Annotated in this window: 22 protein-coding genes and 1 tRNA gene; 9 read left to right on the forward strand and 14 right to left on the reverse strand. The window is 50.2% G+C overall.

From position 1 onward, the window contains the following. Window positions 1-828: 828 nt before the first annotated feature. From AACZ19_RS10670 to AACZ19_RS10700, 7 genes are all read right to left on the reverse strand, one after another. Window positions 829-1,941 carry a nitronate monooxygenase family protein gene (locus AACZ19_RS10670; protein ID WP_339633749.1) on the reverse strand — a complete coding sequence of 371 codons (1,113 nt, stop codon included), beginning with the start codon at window positions 1,939-1,941 and terminating at the stop codon, window positions 829-831. Between the two features lie 65 nt (window positions 1,942-2,006). After that, window positions 2,007-3,290, reverse strand: coding sequence for a TRAP transporter large permease (locus AACZ19_RS10675; RefSeq protein ID WP_339633751.1), 1,284 nt, complete (start codon window positions 3,288-3,290; stop codon window positions 2,007-2,009). An 11-nt stretch (window positions 3,291-3,301) separates the two neighbouring features. Continuing rightward, a complete protein-coding gene (locus AACZ19_RS10680) occupies window positions 3,302-3,742 on the reverse strand; it encodes a TRAP transporter small permease (protein WP_339633753.1) in 441 nt (146 codons plus the stop codon). A 118-nt stretch (window positions 3,743-3,860) separates the two neighbouring features. Beyond that, window positions 3,861-4,625: an enoyl-CoA hydratase-related protein gene (locus tag AACZ19_RS10685; RefSeq protein WP_339633755.1), complete on the reverse strand. Its 765-nt coding sequence runs from the start codon at window positions 4,623-4,625 to the stop codon at window positions 3,861-3,863. 18 nt (window positions 4,626-4,643) lie between these two features. After that, window positions 4,644-5,918, reverse strand: coding sequence for an acetyl-CoA hydrolase/transferase C-terminal domain-containing protein (locus tag AACZ19_RS10690; protein ID WP_339633757.1), 1,275 nt, complete (start codon window positions 5,916-5,918; stop codon window positions 4,644-4,646). Further along, entirely contained in the window at window positions 5,918-6,799 is an 882-nt protein-coding gene (locus tag AACZ19_RS10695; protein ID WP_339633759.1) for a CoA ester lyase, read from the reverse strand. Before AACZ19_RS10695 ends, AACZ19_RS10690 begins: the two co-directional genes overlap by 1 nt. A gap of 401 nt (window positions 6,800-7,200) precedes the next feature. Continuing rightward, window positions 7,201-8,001 carry an IclR family transcriptional regulator gene (locus AACZ19_RS10700; RefSeq protein WP_339633761.1) on the reverse strand — a complete coding sequence of 267 codons (801 nt, stop codon included), beginning with the start codon at window positions 7,999-8,001 and terminating at the stop codon, window positions 7,201-7,203. A gap of 158 nt (window positions 8,002-8,159) precedes the next feature. Between AACZ19_RS10700 and dctP the strand changes: the two genes are divergently transcribed. Beyond that, the gene (gene dctP / locus AACZ19_RS10705; RefSeq protein WP_339633763.1) at window positions 8,160-9,191 is read left to right on the forward strand and encodes a TRAP transporter substrate-binding protein DctP; all 1,032 of its coding nucleotides are present in this window, start codon (window positions 8,160-8,162) and stop codon (window positions 9,189-9,191) included. 455 nt (window positions 9,192-9,646) lie between these two features. On the opposite strand, the gene AACZ19_RS10710 is transcribed toward dctP, so the two are convergent. The 5 genes from AACZ19_RS10710 to AACZ19_RS10730 all read right to left on the reverse strand — a co-directional run bounded on the left by AACZ19_RS10710 (window position 9,647) and on the right by AACZ19_RS10730 (window position 15,549). Continuing rightward, window positions 9,647-10,828, reverse strand: a complete 1,182-nt coding sequence (locus AACZ19_RS10710) for an integrase arm-type DNA-binding domain-containing protein (RefSeq protein ID WP_339633765.1) — start codon at window positions 10,826-10,828, stop codon at window positions 9,647-9,649. Between the two features lie 164 nt (window positions 10,829-10,992). Then, window positions 10,993-11,067: transfer RNA gene (locus tag AACZ19_RS10715), tRNA-Gln, on the reverse strand. Window positions 11,068-11,153: 86 nt separating this feature from the next. Further along, window positions 11,154-12,005 carry a 4-(cytidine 5'-diphospho)-2-C-methyl-D-erythritol kinase gene (locus tag AACZ19_RS10720; protein WP_339633767.1) on the reverse strand — a complete coding sequence of 284 codons (852 nt, stop codon included), beginning with the start codon at window positions 12,003-12,005 and terminating at the stop codon, window positions 11,154-11,156. Between the two features lie 10 nt (window positions 12,006-12,015). After that, window positions 12,016-13,752: a tetratricopeptide repeat protein gene (locus AACZ19_RS10725; RefSeq protein ID WP_339633769.1), complete on the reverse strand. Its 1,737-nt coding sequence runs from the start codon at window positions 13,750-13,752 to the stop codon at window positions 12,016-12,018. Window positions 13,753-13,899: 147 nt separating this feature from the next. Beyond that, window positions 13,900-15,549 carry an electron transfer flavoprotein-ubiquinone oxidoreductase gene (locus AACZ19_RS10730; RefSeq protein ID WP_339633770.1) on the reverse strand — a complete coding sequence of 550 codons (1,650 nt, stop codon included), beginning with the start codon at window positions 15,547-15,549 and terminating at the stop codon, window positions 13,900-13,902. A gap of 321 nt (window positions 15,550-15,870) precedes the next feature. Here AACZ19_RS10730 and AACZ19_RS10735 point away from each other — a divergent pair, with 321 nt between their 5' ends. The 4 genes from AACZ19_RS10735 (at window position 15,871) to AACZ19_RS10750 (ending at window position 19,455) form a co-directional block, all read left to right on the forward strand. After that, on the forward strand, window positions 15,871-16,686 hold the full coding sequence (locus AACZ19_RS10735) for a uracil-DNA glycosylase (RefSeq protein ID WP_339633772.1): 816 nt from the start codon (window positions 15,871-15,873) through the stop codon (window positions 16,684-16,686). A 61-nt stretch (window positions 16,687-16,747) separates the two neighbouring features. Beyond that, window positions 16,748-18,523 (forward strand): lytic transglycosylase domain-containing protein, encoded by a 1,776-nt coding sequence (locus tag AACZ19_RS10740; RefSeq protein ID WP_339633775.1) that lies wholly within the window; start codon window positions 16,748-16,750, stop codon window positions 18,521-18,523. Continuing rightward, the gene (moaB, locus tag AACZ19_RS10745) at window positions 18,510-19,058 is read left to right on the forward strand and encodes a molybdenum cofactor biosynthesis protein B (RefSeq protein WP_339633777.1); all 549 of its coding nucleotides are present in this window, start codon (window positions 18,510-18,512) and stop codon (window positions 19,056-19,058) included. The genes AACZ19_RS10740 and moaB overlap by 14 nt, the downstream gene beginning before the upstream one ends. Before the next feature lie 37 nt (window positions 19,059-19,095). Next, window positions 19,096-19,455, forward strand: a complete 360-nt coding sequence (locus AACZ19_RS10750) for a hypothetical protein (protein WP_339633779.1) — start codon at window positions 19,096-19,098, stop codon at window positions 19,453-19,455. 33 nt (window positions 19,456-19,488) lie between these two features. Here AACZ19_RS10750 and AACZ19_RS10755 read toward each other — a convergent pair whose 3' ends face one another. After that, complete coding sequence (locus AACZ19_RS10755; RefSeq protein ID WP_339633781.1) at window positions 19,489-20,211, reverse strand: hypothetical protein; 723 nt, start codon at window positions 20,209-20,211, stop codon at window positions 19,489-19,491. 119 nt (window positions 20,212-20,330) lie between these two features. Between AACZ19_RS10755 and AACZ19_RS10760 the strand changes: the two genes are divergently transcribed. From AACZ19_RS10760 to AACZ19_RS10775, 4 genes are all read left to right on the forward strand, one after another. Then, a complete protein-coding gene (locus tag AACZ19_RS10760; RefSeq protein WP_339633783.1) occupies window positions 20,331-21,428 on the forward strand; it encodes a PA0069 family radical SAM protein in 1,098 nt (365 codons plus the stop codon). A 26-nt stretch (window positions 21,429-21,454) separates the two neighbouring features. Then, window positions 21,455-22,072, forward strand: coding sequence for a ribonuclease HII (locus tag AACZ19_RS10765; RefSeq protein WP_339633785.1), 618 nt, complete (start codon window positions 21,455-21,457; stop codon window positions 22,070-22,072). Window positions 22,073-22,178: 106 nt separating this feature from the next. Continuing rightward, the gene (locus tag AACZ19_RS10770) at window positions 22,179-23,264 is read left to right on the forward strand and encodes a site-specific DNA-methyltransferase (RefSeq protein WP_339633787.1); all 1,086 of its coding nucleotides are present in this window, start codon (window positions 22,179-22,181) and stop codon (window positions 23,262-23,264) included. Window positions 23,265-23,298: 34 nt separating this feature from the next. Beyond that, the gene (locus AACZ19_RS10775) at window positions 23,299-23,715 is read left to right on the forward strand and encodes a hypothetical protein (protein WP_339633789.1); all 417 of its coding nucleotides are present in this window, start codon (window positions 23,299-23,301) and stop codon (window positions 23,713-23,715) included. Between the two features lie 9 nt (window positions 23,716-23,724). Here the strand turns inward: AACZ19_RS10775 and mutY are convergent, their stop codons facing one another. Continuing rightward, complete coding sequence (mutY, locus tag AACZ19_RS10780; protein ID WP_339633791.1) at window positions 23,725-24,819, reverse strand: A/G-specific adenine glycosylase; 1,095 nt, start codon at window positions 24,817-24,819, stop codon at window positions 23,725-23,727. Between the last annotated feature and the right edge of the window lie 19 nt (window positions 24,820-24,838).

Consider the following 24,838-nt stretch of genomic DNA (forward strand, 5'->3'; position numbering starts at 1 on the left):
GCCTCCTTACCTCAAATTTAGGTCAGAAAGCGTCTAACAATCTAGGGGCTATTCACTTTACACATTCTTATTGTTTCTATTTGATCAACGAACCGATCGTAGGGAGTGTAGGCTTTATCACATAGTTTGGGTGAATAGATATTTCCTATAGTTTTGAATGGGTTTTGACGTATAGAATCGTGCGCGAAAATCTCTTGCTTGATTTGTGACGGTAACTTTTCAAAAAATTTTAAGATGTTGTGGCCACGAGGCGCTTTACCTTTCAGTGCAGAATGAAGCACTTTAAAATAAAGCTCAACCGAAAACGCCAAGCATACGACGCTCGGACCAACTATGAGCTCGCTATTGTTTTTAAATACTTTGTAAGCATTAAAAAATCATCGGCTTGTATCCGTATATGCCAAGACATCTAAGCTTTCTTCCTATTTACAAAATCTCCTTAAACTGTAGCTCTACTATTAGAAATTTCATCCAAATAATCAGCCCATTCCTGCATCAAGATTTTTCGTTCATTGAGAAAATGCGCGCGATCATAAGCCTTATCGATTTGTTTCTCGAGATATCGGAGATATCGAGGTGAGACCACATCGCAAGTCACTAATCCGCATGCCATCCATCAAATGCTCCCGCACAATGTTTACAGATGTCGCGGCGGATGTCCTTCACCCCTACTCCGCAGCGGCCTAGGGTTTTGATAGTTTTAAGTTCATCTTCGTTCCTTCACCGACGACAGTCAAACAAAAGCCCCTGCTTTCCGGAGTTCATTGGGAGGAATTGATCCGAGAAGCAGAGGCAGCCGAAGCGAGAAAATTGTATAACCGATACTTATTAGCTCAGCATACGGTCCATCCGTTCTTTTGATTCCAGCAGTTCATTGATGAAGTCATACACGACTTCCTTTACGCTCGTTTCCTCTTTCATCTCACCAACAATCTGACCAACTGGGTAGGTCAGGAAATCCTTGGCGCGCACGCGCTCAACACGTGACCGGCCTTCCTGCCACCAGAGATAATTCTGCAACGGGGCTGGCAGATAATCCGGGGCGCCCGCAACAGTCCAAGCCTGAGAAAACTTGTTATTCAATGTCCGACAGGGCTTGCCTGTAACACTGCGGGTAAGAATGGCATCATTAGCCTCTGCCTCGAACATCTTCGCCTTGATTTCCGGCGGCACTTCGCTCTGTACGGTTTTCAGCCAGATAGAGCCGCACCATACACCCTCACAGCCAAGTGAGAGCGCCGCCGCGAGCTGCCGACCGCGTCCGACACCACCGCCACCCAGAACAGGCATCGGGTCGACCGCGTCAACAATGCTCGGCCAGAGTACCAAGGAGGATACTTCACCTGTATGCCCCCCGGCCTCCGTGCCGACCGCAATCACAAAATCACAACCGGCTTCTTTGTGCTTGATGGCATGTCGCGGTTTCCCGGCAAGGGCCGCAATCTTGATCCCCTTGCTATGCGCTGTTTCAATAAGATCAGCCGGAGGTGTCCCCAATGCATTAACGATGAGTTTGATCGGATGGCTCATGGCTTTTTCGATCATCTCAAGGCTCTCACGCGGCGTGAAATTCATACCTTTGACAATATCGCGACGTATATCCTCTTCCTCCCCTTCCGGGAGACGCGGAACACCGGCGTCATCCAGCATTTTACGCACGAAATTGACATGCTCTCTCGGCAGCAGTTTCTCCGGCTCATACTTCAAATTTCCGGAATCCTCAACATTGCCGGACATGAGAACATCAATGCCATAAGGTTTACCTTCGATATGATCATCAATCCAGTTGAGCTCTTCTTCCAACCGCTCCGGATCCATTCGCGCCAAGCCGAGAACACCCATGCCGCCTGCCTTGGAGACTTCGACGACCACATCTCGGCAATGCGAAAACGCAAAAATTGGCACGTCAATACCGAACATTTCACAGAGCTTGTTTTTCATTGTGATCTTTCCTTCTTATTTTCAGAAAATTTCTATTTATTACGGCCCATAGCGTACTCGACCTTCTAGCGGACCGTTTCAGGTAGCCAGGTCACTATTGCCGGGAAAATCGCCAATAGAGCGATAACCAGCAAATGGGCGACAACATGTGGTGACACCCCGATAAAAATGTCTTTCACTTTTACATTGGAATAGGCGGAGACAACGAAGACGTTTAATCCTATTGGTGGCGTTACCAGCCCAATCTCAGCGGTGATGATAACAACAACCCCGAACCAGAACGGATCAAACCCAAGTGCCAGAATGATCGGCAATGTAATGGGGACCGTCAGGAAAAGGATCGCAATCTGGTCCATAAAACAACCGAGCACAAGATACAGCAGGATGATCAACAGAAGAATTACCCATGACTCCACATCAAGGCTGGCGACTAAGGCAACAAGTTCCTGCGTCACGCCTGTCAGGGTAAAATAATAGCTGAAGATATGAGCGCAGATGATAATCAAAACGATCATACAACTGGTCGCAGCAGCTTTACGCAGGGCTATATAAAAACTCTGGAAAGTAAGACGCTTACGGGCAAACGCGATGCACATTGCACCAAAGGCACCAAGGCTGGCTGACTCCGTCGGCGTTGCAATTCCGAGATAAATACACCCCGTCACCAGCATGATCAGGACAACCATCGGGCCAATGATTGTTAGGGAGCGAAACTTCTCTCCCATGCTATAAGCGCGACCAGCCGGTGCAAAATGCGGGAAAATCGCGACCAGTAAAAGTGACGTTAGAATGATGACGCAGGTAACCAGAAGACCTGGAATAATTCCGGCAATCAGCAACTTGCCTATACTGATATCTGCGATCAGGCCATAGAGAATCAGCGCGATACTTGGCGGAATAAGCATCGCCAGCGGACCGGATATCGCAACAACACCCGAGGCAAAGCGGGGGTTATAATTGTTACGCAGCATTGCCGGGATTGTTGTTGCCGACAATGTCGCGGCCGATGCCGTGCTTGATCCAGAAATTGCACCAAAGCCGGCCCCTGCCAGCGCCGTCGAAATCGCAAGGCCTGCAGGTGTTCGCCCTACCCATGTTTTGGCGCAGTCAAATAATTCGTCGGCAATGCGGCTGACAATGATAAATTCCGCCATCAGGATAAACATTGGAATAGTCAGAAGCTCATAGGACGAGGTGGTCGAAAGAGCGACTGTCCGCAAGACTCCTTCCACCATAGACAATCCGCCTATTGTGAAAAGACCAACCATTCCCGCGATACCGAGCGCAAAAGCAACCGGCATACCAAATACAAGCATGATAAGCAGAACAAGGGTTCCAAAAAACATCATAGTGCGGCCCCCTATTCCAGATTTTCAATTTGGCGGGCACCAGCGTGCCCCGTCACAATGGTCTGTATTCTTTCCGCAATAGTGAAAAGTATACGGGTGGCAAGCAATCCAAACCCGACGGATGCAATCATATAGGGAATCCAGGTTGGCCATGCGATCGCGCCACTTATGACATCACCACCAAGCAGGCTTTTCACGGCATCGTCCAGGCTCACCTCGAACATGATGCAAAACATGATCAACGCTGAACTATAGCCGATGGTCTCAAATGCAGCCCGCACCCGCGTTGATCCGAATTTGTCAAACAGCTCGATTTTCACATGACTGCCGCGCCGAAAGGTATCGGAAACGGCCGCAAAAAACAGGAGGGTCGCGAGATAGAGAGAGATTAGGTCATACGACCAGCTAAGGGGCGACGCGAACAGATATCTCATCATGACGTCAACTGTCACAATGATCATAATCCCGAACAGACAAACGCACGAAAGCGTTAGCACCGCCCTTTCAACAAACGTGATTAACTGATCAATTCTCCGCATCATGTTGTATCCCCTCCCATTCGGACAAACATTACTTTCCTTGCCATCTTGGCGAGCGTTTCTCACCGAATGCACGTGGTCCTTCTAGCGCATCCTCGCTTCTATACACCGGCTCAAACAGATGATAGGCGGCACGCAAAGCTGCAGATCTACCCATTTCAGATGACATATAAACCAGCTCCTTGGCTGCCTTCACTGTCAGAGGGGCGTTGGCTGCTATTTTCTTGGCCATAGTAATGGCTTCAGGCAGCAACTCATCACTCGGCACTACCTTATTCACAAAGCCAACTTCCAGAGCGCGTCGTGCCGACAGGGAATCCCCTGTCAATAGCAATTCCATCATTATCCGGGACGGGATCATATTGCCGAGCGGGGCCGCCCAGGGCATTCCACGCCCGACTTTCGCCTCCGTAATACCGAACACCGCATTTTCCGAGGCGATGCAAAGATCGCACATCTGGGCAAACAGCCATCCGCCCGCATAGGCATAGCCATTAACTGCCGCAATAATCGGTTTTGTCACGGTCACGCTGTCCCCGACAATGGGGATGAAATCGCGGGGCGGAACGCCAAGCATCGTGTCTGCCGCTTCCTTCAGGTCCATGCCGGCGCAGAATGCCTTCTCTCCCGCCCCCGTCAGAATGGCGACTTTCAATTCGGGTGTTTGTTCAAAGCGTTCCCAAGCCTCCAGCAATCCGCTGCGAACAGCGTCGTTTATTGAATTGAGCTGTTTCGGCCGATTGATTGTGATGATGACGATATCATCCTGAACATCGAACAATATGGTATCCATCATGGCGGATCTTCCTCCTGTTTATTGGGCTCTGATTTTCAGCAGATCATAGGCCTCGCGATCCAGCCGTTCCCGATGGTCCGGCGGCGCAATGGAAATCATGGCCTTTACCCGGCGGGACAACGGCAAGCCACGCAGGTCAGCGGCGCCAAATTCGGTAACGATGACACCTACGTCGCTTCGTGGCGTTGTGACTGGCCCAGAAAGCTGGGATACGACCTTGCTGACGGCACCGTCTTTAGCGGAACTCTTAAGGGCAATCAGCGAGCAGCCGCCAGGTGACAGGCCGGCGGCCCGGACATAGTCGACCTGCCCGCCAACACCACCGAAATATTTTGCGCCGATACCTTCCGCATTTACCTGACCAGTGATATCGACCTCCAGCGCGGAATTCATGGAGACAAAGTTTGAAAAGCGCGAAAGGGCTCGAATGTCGTGGGTGACGGACGCTGGCTCCATCCTGAGGCTCGCGTTGTTATCGGCGAAATCATAGAGTTTCTTGGTGCCTATCAGGGCACCGGTCACAGTGATACCGACATCGACTTCCTTATGCTCATTGGTTACAGCACCGCAATTTACAAGATCGACTACACTGTCGCCGATCATGCCGGAATGAATTCCCATGCCCCGCCGAGAACTGAGATCGGCCATGATTGCTTCCGGTACGCTGCCAATTCCAACCTGAAGCGTGGCCCTTTCCGGGATAAAGTCCTGGCAGAACCCGGAAATTTCCCGATCGATGTCCGTCACTGGGGCGGGCTGCAATTCAACCATCGGCCGGTCGGAATAGATGCAGTAATCTATATCCGCTACCGTGAGAGGTTCGGCGCAGACCGTTCTGGGTGTTTGACTGTTGATTTCAGCAATGACGAGGCGGGCCTTCTTGATGGCTATCGATAAAACGTCGCTTGTGGCGCCGAGGCTGTATTCACCGCGGTCGTTGGGCGGGCTGAGTTGAACGAAAACCACGTCACAGGGAATTTTTCCCATCTCAATGTAGCGAGCAACCTGAGATACATGGCAAGGAATGACATCGCAGGCCCCTACTTTTGTGAGTGCCCCGGCAGCCCCGACGCCCCCAGTCGAGATAAACGTCAGATCGTCTGAATGTTCCGGAGATAACGTATTGGAGAAAGCAGACGCCAGAAAGACATTCACATTATCGAGCGACTTACGCTGGGCAACCAACGCCTCCGTCAGAGTGAGCGGCTCTGCACAGGCGCCCCCCCACATAACCGTTTCCGACTTTCGGATAAGGCTGGATAAATCCAGCTCTTCAATTTTTAGCTCGCGCATCAGGCACTCTCCCGATTTTTTATAATTTTTGAAATGGCAAGCGTCGCCTCCGCACGTTTTAGAAGCGGGCCGTCAATCATCTTGCCTTTGAAGTCAATTGTCCCGATCCCTCTGGACATTGCGTCACGGTATACAGTGACAACCTCATAGGCCTCCGCAACCTCCTCTTCCGTCGGGGCATAAACAGCATTGCATATGTCAATCTGACGAGGAATGACGCAAATCTTGCCCTCATACCCTAAGTCCCTTCCTTTGCTGGCATCGCGACGACATTGTTCATCATTCCGGACATCAATCACCGCCTGATCAATCGCTACAATCCCGGCTATCTTTGCGGCCAGCACAACGCGGGAGCGGGCATACAGAACCTCATCTCCCTCTTCCGAGCGACGTGCGCCCATATCGGCGGCGAGATCCTCCGCGCCGAAAAAAACCGAACTCATTATATCAATTGCACTGCATAATCTGTTCACATTCAGCACGCCAAGCATCGATTCAATACCGCCCATGATTTTGATTGAACGTGTGGTCGTATCGGCTTTTCCGGCTTTCCTGATCGCAGAGATGATTGGATCGCATTGATCCGGTGTTTCCAGCTTCGGGATAATAATGCCATCAATGTCGCATTTAACGGCAGCAGCAATATCATCCAGATAAAAAGACGATTCCGGCTCATTTACCCGAACATACACCAGCCCCTTCACCTCGGCTTTCCTTAGCATATTGATATTGTCGGCAAGAGCCTCGCGCGCTGTTATCTTGTCATCGGGGGGCGTTCCATCTTCCAGATCAACTGCGTAGCAATCTGCCGAAAAACGCGGAAATTTAGACAGCAGATCTGGCCTGTTAGCCGGGGCAAAGAATAAACTGCGAAACAACATGCACGAACCTCTCACGTTCTATTTCCTGATCAGAAATCAATGCTCAACCCTCAACAGCAATAAAGCCCTAGCTTGAAAAATCTGTTGCGTCCGAGAGTATATGCAAAAATATAAATTCAATTTTGTTCTGATAGTAGAATTTTGTTCTTATTTAGGACCAAAATATCGGGCGAATCTAAGCCTGTCAAGCCGCATTTTCGCATTCAAAGCTCTTCCAGTTCCCCGATAAGAAAGCATGTTGTAGCGGTAACCGGATGGTTTCTCCGTCCGCTTCGATAAGGTTGCGCGATAGCGAAAAGCTTCGAATTAGGGGAATATGAACGCAGGAAGATAAAGCCGAAATACTCTCGGTCAGATAAACACCACGGAATCAAAGTTGAGCAGTATGGATTCGTAAGGGCTTATTTTGATCCGGGATAAGGCATGGAGGATCCCATAAACTGAGAGGCACGCTCACCGGCGGCGTGTGTCAGTTCACTGTATTTCTTCAAATTCTCTTTCAGGCGATCGATTGGTGCCGCCAGAGTAATACACCCCACTATCTCGCCATCCGATCCAAACACCGGCGCAGCAACGCCGCCTGCACCTTCAACCGAATCTCCCATGGTCATGCTAATTCCGGTTCTGCGGATTGTGCTGAGGTCCTCAAGTATCTCATCCTTTGAATATTCTTCACCGGTGAGAGGAGACACCGGATCAACGTCTGCCATATAGCTATGGATGAAGTTGATGCTTTGAAACGCGAGCAGGGCTTTCCCAAAAGACGTACAATATAAAGGGCGCCGCGCACCGATAACAGACGCGAGATAAATGGTGCCATTACCTTCGATCATATCAATAAAAACACCATGGTCCTTTTCCTCGCCCATCACACCTGACAACGCGGTTTCACCACTTTCTCTCGACAATGCCAGCAAAAACGGACGAACTGCGGCGGGGAAGGACGACCAGGCTTTCATTTTCGCACTTATAAGATTGCCAAGGCGGATTGCCTTCGCTCCCAAGCGATAGGCCTTATTATTCACCTCGATATAATTTTCCGCCTCTAAGGATCGAAGCAAACTTAACAGACTGGTTTTAGGCGTGTCGAGACGGGCACTCAGCTTTGCCAATGTCAAATCCTCGGTGTCACTGGCGAGTTCTTCCAAAAGTTGCATGACACGCGCGGGTGAGCGCGGCCCTTTCACGATATTTTTGCTCAAGACCTTCCCCTTTATCTTGATTTGTTCCTAATATGGCATATTATACCAATAACGGAACAGTCAAAATCCGTATTAGACTAAAAACTGCGTCACTATACAGCGGTGTCAGCAATTTGACACTTTCAATAAGAACTAGGGCGCCTCAGAAAGGGAGAGAAATGAAAAAAATCATTCCACAATTGGCATTTACAGTCGCGACCGTGTTGGCAGCAGGTTTTTCGGTAATCTCGGCAGCAGCAGCGGATGGAATCAAGCTCAGGTTTGCGCATTCCTTCCCGACGTCGCATTTTATTCAAAAACAGGCCATTGAGCCTTGGATGGAGAATGTGACGAAACTGACCAACGGCCAGGTGACATTCGATCATTTTCCGGCCCAGCAGCTCGGCAAGTCAAAAGATATGCTGGCCCTCACCCAGAATGGCGTAACCGATATCGGGTATGTCGGCGTCTCCTATGTATCCGACAAGATGCCACTTTCAGGTGTAGCTCAATTACCGGGTAGCTTCGCCACATCCTGTCAAGGTACGAATGCCTACTGGGATATTGCCAACAAGGATCCAATTGCTGCGCAGGATTTCACAGATAACAAAGTGCGTCTCCTGTTCTCCTTCGTGCTGGAGCCTTATCAGATTTACACGGCCAACAAGAAAGTCATGACTGCCGCTGATGCAGAGGGCCTGAAACTCCGCAGTACAGGCGGGGCCATGGATATTTTCACACGCAAGATCGGTGCAATTCCTGTTCGCATGACGGCAACGGAAACGCGAGAATCTCTTTCACGCGGAACGCTTGACGGACTTATCTTTCCTAACCAGAGCGTAATCTCCTATGATTTGGTACCGCTGGTTAAATACGGCACGCGTGGTGGTAACTTCGGCAGCTTTATCGTTACCTTTGTCATGAATCAGGATGCATGGGGCAGGCTTCCAGAAGACGCGCAGAATGCAATGACCAGCGCCAGCAAAGATATGGTTACTGAGATGTGCAAGAATATAGATGAAGGTGTTGATAACGCCATCGCGGAAATGGAAAAGGCCGGGGTTGAATATCACGAACTCAGCGCTTCCGAACTTGAAACATTCACAAAATATTCCGATGAAGTGGCAGAGGAATGGGCCAAGGACCTTGATGACCGTGGCAAGCCCGGCAGCGAGGTTTTAAAACAGTTCACTGAAGCTCTACCGAAATAAAATCTAGGGTAAATTATGCAAGAACCTGCCGTTGGCACCTCGAGTGCCAGCGGTATTTTTTGCCGCAAGCGGTTGGAAGGTAAGGAGGATTCTAACAGACGAAAGTAAACTTACCTCAGCATAGCAGGGAGTTATCTCTATCACTCTACAACAAGTTGCTACCAGTGCGTCATCGTCTTTGATACTTGAATGTTTCCCAGGTGGTTACATAGAGTTCAAAGTATCCCTTTTTATCTGTGATCAAAAGGCGGGATGTGGAGGAGAATTGACATAAAACGGGCGCGAAAAACTGGGACCTTGTTCCAGATTTGTCGCACACAACAGCTACAGATGCTTTATTTAGATCACTACCGTCATGGAGGTACTAGACCGCAGAATTTAGATATTCATGGGTTGTACCCAGCATGTTGCAAGTACCTGAATATCCTTTCTTAACGCCACTTTCCAAAGATAAATTATTTTAGGTTTTCAAGATAGTCTGCCCATTCCTGCATCATGATTTTTCGTTCCTTCAGGAATAGCGCGCGGTCGTAAGCCTTGTCGATCTTGTTTTTCGGGACGTGGGCAAGCTGTCGATCCACAACTTCATGACGATAGCCCAGCTCCTGCTTAATCGCGCTCATGGCGAGAGCACGAAACCCGTGACCGGTCATGCGACCCTGATAGCCAAGACGCTTCAGCGCACCAAGTATCGTGTTATTACTGATCGAATTACGCGGCTTAACGCTACTCGGGAATACAAGCGGCCATTGCCCGGCGAGAATTTTCTGGTTTTCAAGTACTTCAATTGCCTGACAGGATAACGGAACAATATGTACCTTCCCCATCTTCATCCGTTCCGCCGGGATAACCCATTCTTTATTGTCGAAATCAATTTCTTCCCATGTCGCGTTGATCAGCTCACTCGTACGTACGAACGTCAACATGATCAGCTTAAGAGCGTTCCGGGTGCTTTGATAAAGCCTCGCGTCGTTCCGTTCCAGCGCCGCAATGAACTCCGGGAGCTCTTTTATGTCTATGGCGGCGAAATGCTCTTTTCTAACCGGCATCAAGGCTTCCTTGATATCCTGGGATGGATCGCGTAACGCTTTGCCGGTCGCAATCGCATAACGGAAAATTTCGCCGCATTTTTGCAGTTGCCTTTTCGCCAGTTCATATGCCCCGCGATTTTCGATTTTACGGATGACATGCAAGAGCAACGGCGGCTCAATTTCCACAATCGGGATATTGCCAATTTCCGGGAAGATGTCTTTCTCGAGCCGGGTAATGATCTCTTCGGCATATCGCTCTCGCCAACGGCTTTTACGATTGGCATACCATTCCCAGGCGATAACCTCGAAAGTGTTTTCTGCGCTTTCTTTTGCCAGCGCCTTTTTCTTCTTTCTCTCCTGGGATGGATCAACTCCACCCTCCAGCAACTTGCGCGCCCGTAAAAGCTTCTCTCTGGCTTCTGCAAGCGATGTCTCCGGATATACTCCCAGCGCCAGTAATTTTTCCTTGCCGACGAAGCGGTATTTATACCGCCAGTATTTGCTGCCATTGGGCCGGACCTCCAGATACATGCCCTTCCCGTCCGATAGCCTGTAAGGCTTATCTCTGGGGGATGCGGATTTGCATTTTATGTCGGTTAGCGCCATTTGGGGGTACACAGATTCTACGAATTTTGCGATACCCCTTAGTGTACCCCCAATTTTTCAGGATGCAAGCACCTAATATAGGACTATATAAGACGCAATATGATCACAAACCATTGTTTTTATATGCTATTTTGGATGGTATTGGATTAGGTGAAATAAGGTTCTGGCTGGGGTGGCAGGATTCGAACCTGCGCATGACGGGATCAAAACCCGTTGCCTTACCGCTTGGCTACACCCCAATGAGGAGCCTCTTTCTAGCTAAAGGCCCGGTTAAGCTCAAGGCAAATTTTGAAAAAATGCAGAAAAGCGGAAATGCCCTGATTTCTTAGATGGCCGTTGTCGCCCGCACCCACCAGTCAGGGTGACGCGACTGTATGCTTTCTGCCGCCTTTCGGACACTCTCAGCCGTTTCAAACAGGCCAAAAACCGTCGCACCGCTCCCGCTCATTCGCGCGACCTGACACCCTTTCTGTCCTGCAATTTCAGCAATAACGCTCTTGATTACCGGCGCGATCCGAGAAGCAGAAGCCTGCAAATCATTATTCATGCCCCTAAGAGCGAAAAAAAAATCTGCGCTCTTACCATCCTTTAAAGCAAAGCTCGGAGCCGCCGCACTCCGCATTTCCAGTTGCCGAAAAACATCTGCAGTAGAAACTTCTATATTACAATTAACCAGTATAATATAAAATGCAGGAATGTCTGAAACTGCACTGAGTTGCTCTCCAATGCCGCACATGATCGTTGGCTTTCCATATAAACATACGGGCACGTCTGCGCCAAGCGAGAGCCCGAGCTCAGCCAATTGCTTCTCGGAAAGCTTCGCCCCCCATAATTTATTAAGAAGCTGCAATGCAAGGGCGGCATCTGAGGAGCCACCGCCAATCCCCGCCGCAACCGGCAGGTTCTTAACGAGCTTTATTTTCGCGCCCTTTTCCACCGCAGCATTTTCCTGGAGAAGCCGCGCAGCCTTTAACACAAGGTTGTCATTTGTCAGGGGAAGGCAGGTTGAGAAAGGCCCGGATATTTCCAAAGACAGCTTGCTATCAAGCTCGACAGTCAGTGTGTCTCCATAATCCGCAAAGACGACAAGGCTGTCGAGCAAATGATAGCCGTCGGACCGCTTGCCTGTTACATGCAGATAGAGATTGATCTTTGCGCGAGCGGTGCCGGTCAACATGTGTGGTGAATTATTTCTCGGCCTTGATGTCATCCTTGAGGCCAGCTTTTAGCTTTTCCCGAATTAAGGGGGCAAGTTCGGTCGAAGGATCAAGCCAGAGAGCTCGCTGCCACTGATAACGAGCCTCCTCCCGCCGCCCGACACGCCAGTATGCATCTGCAAGATGATCGGTGATTGTCGGATCCGCCGCCTCCAGCGATACCGCCTTTTCAAGCTGGATTACCGCATCGTTATAATCTCCAAGGCGATAGTAAAGCCAGCCAAGGCTATCCACGATAAAGCCATCACGGGGGCGTAGCGAAACAGCCTTGATCAACATATCCTTTGCCTGTTCCAGATTCTCGTTCCGGTCAACCCAGGAGTAAGCGAGATAATTAAGAACCTGCGGGTGATCAGGTTGAAGCTCCAATGACTTTACCAAATCTGCCTCAGCCAGTGGCCATTGCTTGGATTGCTCATATGCGATACCGCGGGCATAAAAAAGCGACCAGTGCCGTCGCTCGAGCGCTGGCAATCGATCAATGGCGCGCCCATAGTCTTGCGCCGCCGTCTTCCAGTCTTTTGCATCCCGGCTTACATCTGCGAGTACGACAAGCGCCTCAATATCCTTAGGATATGACGCTGCGACGGCCTCTAACATGGTTTTCGCCTCATCGATATCACCAAGTTTATAGGTTGCCCATGCCGCCCGGACTTGCGCGTTTCGGCCATGTGCGGACTGCGCTTTCACCTCGCTATATAAATTTAGCGCTTCTTGCCATTTCCCCCGATCTTCCGCCGTTTCCGCAAGCAGCACCCGGGCCATGGGGAAGTCTGGTTTCAAGTCGAGGGCAAAGTAAACATATGTCGCCGCAACACCGACGGCCCGCTCCTGCCCGATGATGGATGCAGCGCTATAAAGTGCTTCCGCAGCGCCATCGACAGCATCTTCCACAACCGGTGTCAATGGGCGGTCCGACGCCAGATCGACAAGTTCAAGATGTATTGTCGGACTTAACGGATATTGTTGAATGTAGTCTTCAAAGATTTTGCGGGCTTCTTCCCGCCGTCCTGTCTTGTCGAGATAAGCACCATAAGATTGCACCAGACGCACCGCCCGCCCCGAAGGTCCCGCAAGCGCCCTTGCGTATTCTTCATCCGCACGCGCACGGTTTCCGGAAACGTCGCTTAGCAAGGCTATCTGATATTGCTTGAGCGCATCAAAGCCGTTGTACTTGTCGAGCGCGTCCAGCTCTGCAATCGCCGTATCCGTCTGGCCCTGCCCAAGCTTTATCCAGGCCATAAGCAATGGTTTCAGCAGTACATTAAATCCATTGTCCCCTGTTTTCTCCAGATAGCTTTGCGCAGCAGGAAAGTTCTTTTGACGCAAGGCCTCAATCGCCAGAACGAGATTGGCTGTCGAATTGTCTTCGGTCTGCCCCACAATCCTAGGGGCGAGATTCTTGGCCCGCTGAACGTCGCCTTTCGCAAGCGCCGCCTGCAATGTGAGGCCCAGAAGGACATTGTCACTCTCCCTGCTTCGCAGGGCTTCATCGAAATAATTAAGGGCGGCGGCAGCATCCTGCTCACGCAGAGCCTCTCTTCCCGCCAGATACTTGCCGAAGTATGACGATGGAAACTCTTCTGCCGTACCCCCCGCATCCTGAAACATGCTTGGAAGGGCGTTTCCTTCATTTGAGGCGCTGCTCGTGGCGCATGCGCCAAGGGCCACCGTTAAAAATACACTACCAAATACCAGTTTAAACATTTTCACGCCTGCGTCCGCCATTTCTGTCGATATACACTTACCTTTAAGGCCTAACGATTTACACGTCAGGGACGCCAACCCACTTTCAGGTATGTAGGGCATCCAGAACCAGCATTAAACAAAATTCCGGTATTCAGGGCGAATTTCCTACATATTCGGATAGTTTGGACCGCCGCCACCTTCCGGAACCACCCAATTAATGTTTTGTGTCGGATCCTTGATATCGCATGTTTTGCAGTGAACGCAGTTCTGCGCATTGATTTGAAGTCGCGGGTTTGACCCATCATCATCTGTCAAAAACTCGTAAACTCCCGCCGGGCAGAACCGTTGTTCCGGCCCCGCATATTCCGCGTAGTTCACAGAAACAGGAATATCGTCATCCTTTAACGTAAGATGTATCGGCTGATCTTCCTCATGGTTGGTATTGGACAGGAATACCGAAGACGGTTTGTCAAAAGTGTAAACTCCATCGTATTTCGGATATTCGATTTTTTTACAATCCTTTGCTTTTTTCAGCACCGAATGATCATCATGATGCTTGAACGTCCAAGGTGCCCTGCCTCCCAGGACTTTAAGATCCAGCCCTGTATACAATGTTCCGGCAAGCAAGCCCCACTTGAACGCGGGCCGACTGTTTCGAACCCGGTACAGCTCATCATAAACCCAGGAATCCTTATACAGCGCAGGATATGTATCAAGTACCTTGCCAGGCGCTTCCGCGTTCAATTTCATTTCCGCGACGATAGCTTCGGCCGCCATCATCCCCGATTTCATAGCGGTGTGGGAGCCCTTGATTTTCGGCACGTTCAAAAATCCTGCACAACAGCCAATCAGCGCTCCGCCCGGGAAGACCAGTTCAGGAACAGACTGGAACCCGCCTTCGTTGATAGCCCGTGCGCCGTAAGAGATGCGCTTTCCGCCCTTCAACATCTCCTTCATCATTGGATGTGTCTTGAACTTCTGGAATTCATCATAAGGGGAGAGATAAGGGTTTTCATAGTCAAGGGCGACGACAAAACCGACATAGGCCTGATTGTTGTCCAGATGATAGACGAACGACCCACCATAGGTATTGCGGTCAAGCGGCCAGCCGAAACTATGGAATATCTGGCCTTCCTTGTGTTGCTCCGGGTCAAGCTCCCATAGTTCCTTAATTCCGATACCGAACGTCTGAGGATCACAATTTTCCCGCAAACCAAATTTTTCAAACAGTGTTTTTGTCAGTGATCCGCGGACACCTTCCGCGAACAAGGTGTATTTGGCATGCAGTTCCATGCCCGGTTCGAAAGAGCCTTTATGCTCGCCATCCCGGCCTACGCCCATGTCGCCGGTTGCAACCCCTTTCACGCTTCCATCTTCATGATACAAGATTTCAGCCGCAGCGAAGCCCGGATAGACCTCCACCTCGAGCGCCTCGGCCTGCTCCGCCAGCCAACGGCAAAGATTCCCGAGACTGATAATATAGTTTCCATGATTATGCAGTTGTTTCGGCAGCAGGAAATTAGGGAAGCGCAGCTCGCTCGACTCGGTCATAAAGAAGAATTTTTCTGATTTGACCGGCATATCAAGAGGCGCTCCCTTTTCCTTCCAGTCTGGAATAAGCTCATCAAGAGCGCGGGTTTCGAACACATTGCCCGAGAGGATATGGGCGCCGATTTCAGAACCCTTTTCAAGAACACACACGGAAATGTCAATGCCGGATTCAATACTCAACTGACGCAGCTTTATCGCCGCGGACAGACCTGCCGGGCCGCCACCGACAATAACAACATCAAACTCCATAGATTCGCGTTCCATCACAAGCCTCTTTTTTACTTTTCCGGCTTAATGACAGCCGTTTTACATTGTTGATCGGAAGTTTCCAAACAGACTCCCAAATGTCAGTGTCTGACAATTTTGACCCTGACACTATATTTTTTTTAAAGTGCGTCAATCCCGATTGCGAGCCATTTCGGCAGTTTACAGCCATTTTTCCGCAACGGCGTCTTAAAGATAATGTCACTAAATCTTGTAAAATCAAGATAACTACGCAAGCAACTCGCGCTTATTTGCCGACATCAATTATTTTTTGATGACTGCTCTCTTCTCGAAACACGGAAAAGGCTGTTATGATGGATCATGCTTCATACCCCTACGGACATAAATGCTCTGTCGCGCTTCTATCTCGATGCCGGAGTGGACGAAACAATTGGTGATGATCCGGTCAACCGTTTTAACCTTCCGCCGCAGAAGTCAGCAACAACGCAAAACGACGCATCCGCCATGCGCCCTGTCGATCAAGAACAAACCAAAAAGACAGAAGCCATAAAATCTTCTGCTGTCACGTCACTGGCGGAAGGAATACGCGAAGCAGAAACAATTGCCATATCATGTAAAACCGTTGACGAACTCAGGCGCGCCCTTGAAACATTCGAATATTGCTCACTCAAGAAGCTGGCTTCCCATACCGTCTTTGCAGAAGGAAATGCACAATCCAGTCTTATGATTGTTGACCGCCAACCCTCCGGTGATGGAGACCGAAGCGGGCGGCCATTTTCGGGATTGGCGGGCGAACTACTGGAAAAAATGCTGGCTGCTATCGAGATCGATCGCAGCGACGTATATCTTGCCAGCGCAATTCCATGGCGTCCGCCGGGAGAACGTGTCCTTACAGATGAAGAACGTGCCCTGTGCCTTCCTTTTGCCCTACGACACATAACATTAGTGCAACCGGACTTTATTTTAGCCTGCGGGGAAGCCGCCGGTTACCTGCTTAATCAAAAAAGCGGGGTCAATAAACTCAGAGGCATATGGAGAGATTTGCAAATAGGTTCAGTTCGGACAAAAATGCTCCCGATTTTTCACCCGACCTTTCTAATTGATCAGCCAGCGTTAAAGAAATATGCTTGGTCTGATTTGCTTAGTCTGAAATCGGCAATGAAAGAAGAACAATAACCTTTTCCTAACAGGTTCATCGTAACCTGTCGGCCATATTTGAATAATTATTGTCTGGTTCATGAAATCCATCCCCAGAATAATTGCCGCTCTGGCGCTCTTAGTATACGGCCTTGCGTGGGTGCCATCGCCGGCGGTAGCGAATACCATCCCTCCTGTCCTATCCGCTGCTGATGCTGACCGATATCGAGCAATTTTTGCACTTCAGGATGCCGGGCAATGGGAGAAAGCTGATAAGCAGATCAAGACTCTCACGAATAATATCCTGATCGGCCACGTTAAGTTTCAACGCTATATGCATCCGACAAAATATCGGGCAAGTTATGAGGAACTTCATTTATGGATGAAGGCCTATTACGACCATCCGGGCGCGCATCGCCTGTACAAGCTGGCAAAAAGTCGGCGGTTGGAAGGATGGAAGCCTCTATCGGAACCATTGCACGGCCGATATCTGGGTGGCACCGGTCCGGGACAGCCGGTTTTTCTCTCGCGTCCATACAAAAGTGAACGTAAACGGTCAGCCCAGGCCCGAAACGATGTTGCGCATGCAAAGCGTGTCGTGAGCCGCTATCTTTATCGCGGGCAACCTACGAATGCAGCGCAATATATCTCGCAAAAGAAAATACGAAAGCTATTGGACCAAGTTGAGCTTGATCTCTTGCGCGAAAAGATTGCGAAAAGCTATTTCCTTTATGCCCGAGATGACAAGGCCATCGAATTTGCTGAAGCCGCACTCGAAAAATCCCGAAAAAATGTCCCTTTGGCAGACTGGACTGCAGGTCTAGCCGCATGGCGGCTGGGGAAAATTGAGAAAGCCGCGCGGCATTTCGCTGCCCTCGCTGAAGCAAGCCGAATTTCTGACTGGAATTTCACGGCCGCGAATTGGTGGGCCTCACGCGCCTACCTGAAACTGGGCGAGCCCGAAAAGGCATATCATTATCTTGAACAGACCGCGAGCCAGCCGCGGACTTTTTATGGCTTGTTAGCATTAAGGCAGCTTGGTGTTGAAAAACCCTTTAGTTGGGACCTTCCGACATTGAAGCCAGAGAATATTGACTGGCTGATGAAAATCCCGTCTGCAAAACGCGCTGTCGCCCTCAGTGAGATAGGAAAGTTTGATCTGGCGGCACAGGAATTGCGCGCCGCTTTCCCGAGTGCGAATGAAAAGCTGGCTCCACTGCTGCTGGCGCTTGCCGAAGAAATTGGCGCCCCTTCGGTTGCCATGCGGATGGGACTATATCTCTGGGAGAGCGAGAATGTAACCTGGGACGCGGCCATCTACCCCATGCCAAAATGGCAGCCCGGAGATGGCTTCAAGGTGGACCGTGCCCTTCTCTATGCCTTTATGCGCCAGGAGTCGGGGTTTTATTCGCTGGCCCGAAGCGGTGCGGGCGCCAAGGGCCTGATGCAAATCATGCCAACCACGGCAAGCTATCTCTCGGGCGACCGGTCTTTACGCGACAGAAACAATAACAAGCTTTTCGATCCAACATATAATCTTGAGCTTGGTCAGAAATACCTGACTTACCTGATGGAATACAAGGATATCGAAACCAATCTTTTCCATTTGACGGCAGCCTATAATGGCGGTCCCGGGAACCTGAAAAAATGGAAGTCAGAAACAAAATACAGTGAAGATCCTCTGTTCTTCATCGAAGCGATGCCGAGCAAGGAAACCCGGAACTTTATAAAACGGGTGTTGACGAATTTCTGGATATACCGTCACCGTATGGGGCAAGATCTGCCGGGGCTTGACCAGATCGCTAGCGGCGGCTGGCCCGAATACCAGTCATTGGACCTGAATGAAAGCGAGGTTGCCGACAATGCCCGGAATTGATACATCCCGCCCCTTCATCAAGGTTCGCATTGCTGTTCTGACAGTTTCAGATAGCCGAACCATCGCCGAGGACAGATCCGGGCAGACGCTGGTCGACAGGCTGGAAGCCGCAGGGCATATCCTCGCAGATCGCAGAATCGTCAAGGACGAGATTTCTGGTATTCAGAAAATAGCAAATCAATGGGTCGCCGATACCGATGTCGATGTTGTCATATCCACAGGCGGCACCGGCGTCACCGGGCGCGATGTCACGCCGGAGGCCTTTGCCGGACTCTACGAAAAGGAGATTCCCGGTTTCGGCGAGCTTTTCCGAATGCTGAGCTACCAGAAAATCGGAACGTCGACCATTCAATCACGGGCGAGCGCTGGAGTTGCGCAGGGCACCTACCTTTTTGCTCTGCCGGGTTCCACCGGGGCGGTAAAAGACGCTTGGGACGACATTCTTATCCATCAGCTTGATTACCGATTCATGCCGTGCAATTTTGTTGAGTTGTTTGATCGATTACAAGAGCATAAAAAGCGCTCCAAAGGTTAGCGACCGCCAGCCATTCTCATTGAGCTTATTATAAATAATGAAACGCTTTTTTACGACGTCACGATATCGCGAACATAATCGCAAGGACCTCCGTCACGAGGTTCCCAAACTTCATCTGGTGTTGGGCAATCGAGAATTCTCGACTTATGACTGGAGCCTTGGAGGTTTTCGCATTGATGATTTCAATGACCGCCCGCCGGTCGGTGAAGAAATGAGCGTCACCCAAATTGCCTACGATACTGAAAATATGGTTACGACCAATTCAATTGCTGTGGTCACCCGAATTCTCGTCGGCAAAAACCAGGTCGCATTCAGTTTCAAAAAGCTTGACGAGGAGGCCTATGACTTCCTCGAAAAGGCAAGTATGCAAAGATTGGCTCACCTCGGCGATACATAGTCGACCATACCACAGCGGTATCAGCCTTTGGCTCTAAACAGAAATCCAGTATCCATCCGGCGACAGGCAGGACGTCATGATATTGCTCGTGCTATGAGTGCGATAGTATAATATTTGCCGATACTGCTTACAGAGACTACCTCGGTTATCGAACCCTTCCCGCAATATTTCGATGCTGCCGCGTTGAACGCCATCGCGCCACCGGACTGTCTCCCCCACAGGTGCGTCGAGCGCCAAATAAACGGCCTGATGATGTTTCTCGAGTTGAAGCGTCGATAAATTAACGACGAACCGCACATTGACAAACGGCCAGTAAAATCCCCGATAGAGATAATGCCCGTAGTAGCGAGGTTTATGGTGAGGCTTCACATAGACATATTTCGGCCGGTACGGGTTACTGTAATAATGCGTCACACGCGGTTTTACATAGTGAACCCTAGGCGCATGTCTCGGTACCGGTTTCGCATAATAGACATTCTTCACCCTCTTCGGATTCGGTGTTGCGTAATATACCTTTTTCCCATGATTTAAATGGCTCTTCCTTAATGGATGATTTGCCTTTTTATGACCCCAGTGTTTCTCATTACCACGCTCATTGTGCTTCTTGTGATCACCCTTCCACCTCGGCTCAGAATGATGATGTTTATGGCCTTTTGCTTCATACTTGTATTTCCCGTCATTTCGCGCCTCCGCCTCTGCCGGCAACAAACCGCCTAGCAATACTGCCCCCAACAGGAGATAACTGAATTTCCACATTTTCTTCCCCTTCCTAAGGTGCCCGTCTTTACATTCAACGATAGAGCGCCGGAATTCCGTTGCAAATTAACTATTTTTATGTTCTTGTTTTGTTCTTTTTGTTTTGCTAATATCCAGCGATGCAGGAGACTGAGATAATACCATTTGATAAAAAACGGCGTCGGGGACGAGGCGCTACCGACAATCCCGGTAGCCGTTTTGAATCTGAAGCAAGGGACTTTATTGATGATGGCTGGAGCTCCACTGACGCAGAGCAGGGTCCGGACAGACTTAAAACATCCGTGACACTGGAGCGCCCGAAATCCATCATCAGCAGGAATATGTCGCCGGACCTTCCCTTTGACCGATCCGTGAATGCCTATCGCGGCTGTGAACATGGGTGCATCTATTGTTATGCCCGGCCAAGCCATGCCTATATGAATCTCTCCCCGGGTCTCGATTTCGAGAGCAAGCTTTTCGCCAAGCCGAACGCGGCCGACTTGCTTGCCCGTGAGATTTCGAGGCCAGCATATCGCTGCCGCCCGATAGCGCTTGGAACCAATACGGATCCCTATCAGCCGATTGAGAGAGATTTAAAGATAACGCGTAAAATAATTGAAGTGCTGGCACAGGCCCGACATCCGTTCACCATAACAACGAAATCCGACTTGGTTTTGAGGGATATTGACATTCTGGCCCCATTGGCAAATGACAATCTTGTTTCTGTCGGCATCTCCGTCACAACGCTCGACAATCGATTGTCCCGTGTTATGGAGCCGAGAGCAAGCGCACCACATAAACGTCTCATGGCGATAGAAACATTATCCAATGCCGGAATCCGGACCCTCGTTCAAGCCTCTCCCATTATTCCGGGACTAAATGATCAGGAACTGGAACAGATATTGTCAGCCGCCCGTGGCAAAGGCGCCGACAGCGCCATTTATCTGTTGTTGCGATTGCCGCGAGAAGTTGCAAGCCTGTTTGAAAACTGGCTGCTGGAGCATTTCCCGGACCGTGCATCAAAAGTCATGAAACTTGTTCGCTCCACCCGTGGAGGCAAGGATTATGATCCGGAGTTTGGCACCCGCATGGTAGGAACGGGCCCTTATGCGGCACTCATTAACAAGCGATTCCAGCTTGCCTGCCGCCAGCTCGGCTTTTCGGGCAGCAAGTATGACCTCGCGACAAATTTGTTTATCAAGCCGGGGCGGGACCGCCGACAAATGGATTTATTTTAGCTCTTTGCCTGTGCTAATGAAGGCAGATGAAAAAGATACTCCCTATATTCCCTGATTTATATTTCGAAAGCCTCGAAACAGGGCTTATTGCAGGCGTAGACGAGGTTGGTCGAGGACCTTTTGCGGGACCGGTTGTCGCGGCGGCCGTAATCCTGAACCCATTGAATATGCCTAATGGTATTCAGGACAGCAAGAAACTGCCCAAGTCTAAAAGGGAAGAGTTGTATGAGGCGATACTGGCTTCTTCTCAAGTCGGAATTGGCGAAACAAGCGTTACAGAAATAGACGAGTTGAATATTCTGCAGGCAAGTCTGCTGGCAATGAGGCGGGCTGTTGCTGCCTTGCCCTGTCCTACAGATGTTGCATTGGTGGATGGAAATTGTGACCCAAAACTTGGAATTCCAACGCGCCTGATTGTGAAAGGGGATGGCCGTTCACTCTCTATCGCTGCCGCTTCAATAGTGGCAAAAGTGACACGTGACCGAAAAATGTGCGCTCTTGCTGAAGAGTTTCCGCACTACGGATGGGAGAAAAATGCCGGATATGGCACCGCAGAACATCGCAAGGGATTGCGTGACTTCGGTGTATCACCACAACATAGGCGAAGCTTCGCCCCGATCCGGGTGCTTCTTGAATGTGATTAAGCGAAAGTTCAGAATTATTCTCTAACATACTGATTCAACAAAAAATATTGACGTAGAGAATCGACCGAATCAGTATATTCGCAATGTTAATAACAGAATAATTCACATGACAAAAAAACAAAGCCTTCCGCTCGACCGGATTCTACAAGGCGACTGCATCGAATTGATGAACAGCCTGCCTGAAAAATCCGTGGACATGATTTTTGCCGACCCCCCCTACAACATGCAGCTTTCCGGAGAATTACGCCGCCCCGATGACAGCTTCGTCGATGCGGTCACCGATGACTGGGATCAGTTTGAAAGCTTCGAGGTTTATGACCGTTTTACAAAAGAATGGCTTGCCGCGGCGAAGCGGGTGCTGAAGGATAACGGGACCCTCTGGGTCATCGGTTCATACCATAATATTTTCCGGGTTGGCGCAAGTTTGCAGGATCTTGGTTTCTGGATCCTGAATGATGTTATCTGGCGTAAAACAAACCCGATGCCGAATTTTCGCGGAACACGGCTTACGAACGCTCATGAGACTCTCATTTGGTGTTCTAAAGGGTCAGACGCAAAAAACCTCACGTTCAATTATGACGCCCTTAAAGTTATGAATGACGATGTCCAGATGCGCTCGGACTGGCTATTACCAATCTGCAACGGGAATGAAAGGCTTAAGGTTGAAGGCGAAAAAGCCCACACAACGCAAAAACCCGAAGCCCTTCTCTACCGGATACTGACAGCGGCTTCCAATCCAGGCGATGTCATACTCGACCCTTTCTTCGGAACCGGCACAACAGGGGCGGTTGCCCGAAAGCTCGGCCGACACTACATAGGGCTGGAAAGAGAAGAAAAGTATATCGCCGTCGCGCTTGAACGAATTCGTAAAGCTCGGCAGTTGCCCGAAGAGGATCTCGAATTCACCCGCAGTAAACGTCATGAACCGAGGGTTCCCTTCGGTTCTGTTATTGAACGCGGGTTGTTATCCGCAGGACAATTGTTGTTTGACTCACGAAAAAGGTATAAAGCAAGAGTGCGCGCAGACGGCAGTCTCGTTGCCTCTGATGTGACGGGTTCAATCCATAAGGTTGGGGCCCAGCTACAGGGCGCCAGCAGTTGCAATGGTTGGACCTTCTGGCATTTTGATGTTGAGGGTACGGCCGTATCCATCGACGTGCTTCGACAGCAGGTCCGCGCAGAAATGAATTAGGGGCTTTGCGCCCCGGATAATGTAAGGGGTCGCAATGAAGAAAATATCGACAGCTCTCGTCTTGGGTGGAGCCCTCGCCTTTTCGGCAGCCAGTCCGGCACTCTCATATGAGGAATCCCGGTTCCTCGGCATCGACCGGGACGCCAGCGGTTCAATCTCGATGGAAGAGGCACAGGCCTATCGGGCACGGTTATTCAAGGAATATGACCTCAATTCCGATGGCAAGGTGGAATATGAGGAATATGTCGATGCGGAAGGACTGAGATCTGTTACCTCAACGCCTTATTCCGAGGTTCCCGTACCTGATGAATATCGCGAGATGGACAGCGACGGTGATACTATCGTCACGATGGACGAAATCACCACCGCCGGGGCCGCGCGCTTCAAATTGCTCGATAAAAATGCCGACGGGCAGGTGTCTAAAGACGAATTCGTGAGCCCGGGCCTCTAATCCGTTCCGTTAAGAAGAGCTGCTTTCAAGAACGGCGCGCGCGACCTTGATCATGAGGGTTGGCAAGGCATAGCTGTCGAATTCATCAGGATCAACCCAAATGGCCCCATCGATACTCAACGTATCTGCCGACACTAGCTGCGCAGCAACGGGCTGCAGCTCCAGATGAAAATGGGTAAAGGTATGACGCACCGGTTTGTGGACCGAAACACCACGTAAAAGCTCCGGGGTCTGTCCTTGCAGCAAATGCTCGATCGCTGCTTCTGTTTCTACGGCATCTTCTGCCCAATCCGTTGATGGAAATTCCATCATCCCGCCGAGCAGGCCTTTTTCCTCACGACGGCGTATAAGCACTTGCCCGTCCGGTCGCTGCACCCAGAAAATTGTCGCACGGCGCGTCGGTTTAATCTTTTTGGGCGCTTTGACGGGATAGCTTTCCATATCGTCCGTCGCAAAGGCCTTGCAATAGCCCGATACTGGACAGACAGAACATTTCGGATTTCTCGGTAGGCAGATACCGGCGCCAATATCCATTAAGGCTTGCGCATAGTCGCCTGGTCGATGTCGCGGTGTCAGTTTCGCAGCATATTCCGTAATTTCCTTTTTGGCCGCCGGCAATGGTGTGGAAATGCGGTAGAGACGGCTGATAATGCGTTCGATATTTCCATCCACCACTGTTTCGGGTTGCCCGAAAGCGATGGCCGAAATCGCCGCAGCGGTATATGGCCCAATACCGGGGAGCGCTAGAAGCTCGGCCATGTCGCCTGGAAAGACACCATTGTGTTCTCGTGCAACAGTTATCGCGCATTTATGGAGATTGCGCGCCCGCGCATAATATCCAAGCCCGGCCCATGCCGTCAGGATGTCATCAAGCGGTGCTGCTGCCATCTCAACCACGTTTGGCCATCTATCCAGAAATCTCCTGAAATACGGGCCAACGGTGGCAACCGTCGTCTGCTGCAGCATAATTTCGCTAAGCCAAACATGATAAGGATCAGGATGTTCTCCCGGCAAACTTCGCCACGGTAATCGTCTGGCGTGAGTATCATACCAATCGAGAACCGCGACAGAAAAAGTCTTTTGTGGAGGCGTCTGATGCATCATATTAAGATGACGTTATGGG

The sequence above is a fragment of the uncultured Sneathiella sp. genome, assembly GCF_963973085.1.
Classification (GTDB): Bacteria; Pseudomonadota; Alphaproteobacteria; order Sneathiellales; family Sneathiellaceae; genus Sneathiella.

Bases quoted from the DNA above. Each gene is read 5' to 3' on its own strand.
- AACZ19_RS10670 (WP_339633749.1), bottom strand. From the start codon at position 1,941: ATGAAAAACAAGCTCTGTGAAATGTTCGGTATTGACGTGCCAATTTTT.
- AACZ19_RS10675 (WP_339633751.1), bottom strand. From the start codon at position 3,290: ATGATGTTTTTTGGAACCCTTGTTCTGCTTATCATGCTTGTATTTGGT.
- AACZ19_RS10685 (WP_339633755.1), bottom strand. From the start codon at position 4,625: ATGATGGATACCATATTGTTCGATGTTCAGGATGATATCGTCATCATC.
- AACZ19_RS10690 (WP_339633757.1), bottom strand. From the start codon at position 5,918: ATGCGCGAGCTAAAAATTGAAGAGCTGGATTTATCCAGCCTTATCCGA.
- AACZ19_RS10695 (WP_339633759.1), bottom strand. From the start codon at position 6,799: ATGTTGTTTCGCAGTTTATTCTTTGCCCCGGCTAACAGGCCAGATCTG.
- dctP (WP_339633763.1), top strand. From the start codon at position 8,160: ATGAAAAAAATCATTCCACAATTGGCATTTACAGTCGCGACCGTGTTG.
- AACZ19_RS10710 (WP_339633765.1), bottom strand. From the start codon at position 10,828: ATGGCGCTAACCGACATAAAATGCAAATCCGCATCCCCCAGAGATAAG.
- AACZ19_RS10720 (WP_339633767.1), bottom strand. From the start codon at position 12,005: ATGTTGACCGGCACCGCTCGCGCAAAGATCAATCTCTATCTGCATGTA.
- AACZ19_RS10725 (WP_339633769.1), bottom strand. From the start codon at position 13,752: ATGTTTAAACTGGTATTTGGTAGTGTATTTTTAACGGTGGCCCTTGGC.
- AACZ19_RS10730 (WP_339633770.1), bottom strand. From the start codon at position 15,549: ATGGAACGCGAATCTATGGAGTTTGATGTTGTTATTGTCGGTGGCGGC.
- AACZ19_RS10735 (WP_339633772.1), top strand. From the start codon at position 15,871: ATGCTTCATACCCCTACGGACATAAATGCTCTGTCGCGCTTCTATCTC.
- AACZ19_RS10740 (WP_339633775.1), top strand. From the start codon at position 16,748: ATGAAATCCATCCCCAGAATAATTGCCGCTCTGGCGCTCTTAGTATAC.
- moaB (WP_339633777.1), top strand. From the start codon at position 18,510: ATGCCCGGAATTGATACATCCCGCCCCTTCATCAAGGTTCGCATTGCT.
- AACZ19_RS10750 (WP_339633779.1), top strand. From the start codon at position 19,096: ATGAAACGCTTTTTTACGACGTCACGATATCGCGAACATAATCGCAAG.
- AACZ19_RS10755 (WP_339633781.1), bottom strand. From the start codon at position 20,211: ATGTGGAAATTCAGTTATCTCCTGTTGGGGGCAGTATTGCTAGGCGGT.
- AACZ19_RS10760 (WP_339633783.1), top strand. From the start codon at position 20,331: ATGCAGGAGACTGAGATAATACCATTTGATAAAAAACGGCGTCGGGGA.
- AACZ19_RS10765 (WP_339633785.1), top strand. From the start codon at position 21,455: ATGAAAAAGATACTCCCTATATTCCCTGATTTATATTTCGAAAGCCTC.
- AACZ19_RS10770 (WP_339633787.1), top strand. From the start codon at position 22,179: ATGACAAAAAAACAAAGCCTTCCGCTCGACCGGATTCTACAAGGCGAC.
- AACZ19_RS10775 (WP_339633789.1), top strand. From the start codon at position 23,299: ATGAAGAAAATATCGACAGCTCTCGTCTTGGGTGGAGCCCTCGCCTTT.
- mutY (WP_339633791.1), bottom strand. From the start codon at position 24,819: ATGATGCATCAGACGCCTCCACAAAAGACTTTTTCTGTCGCGGTTCTC.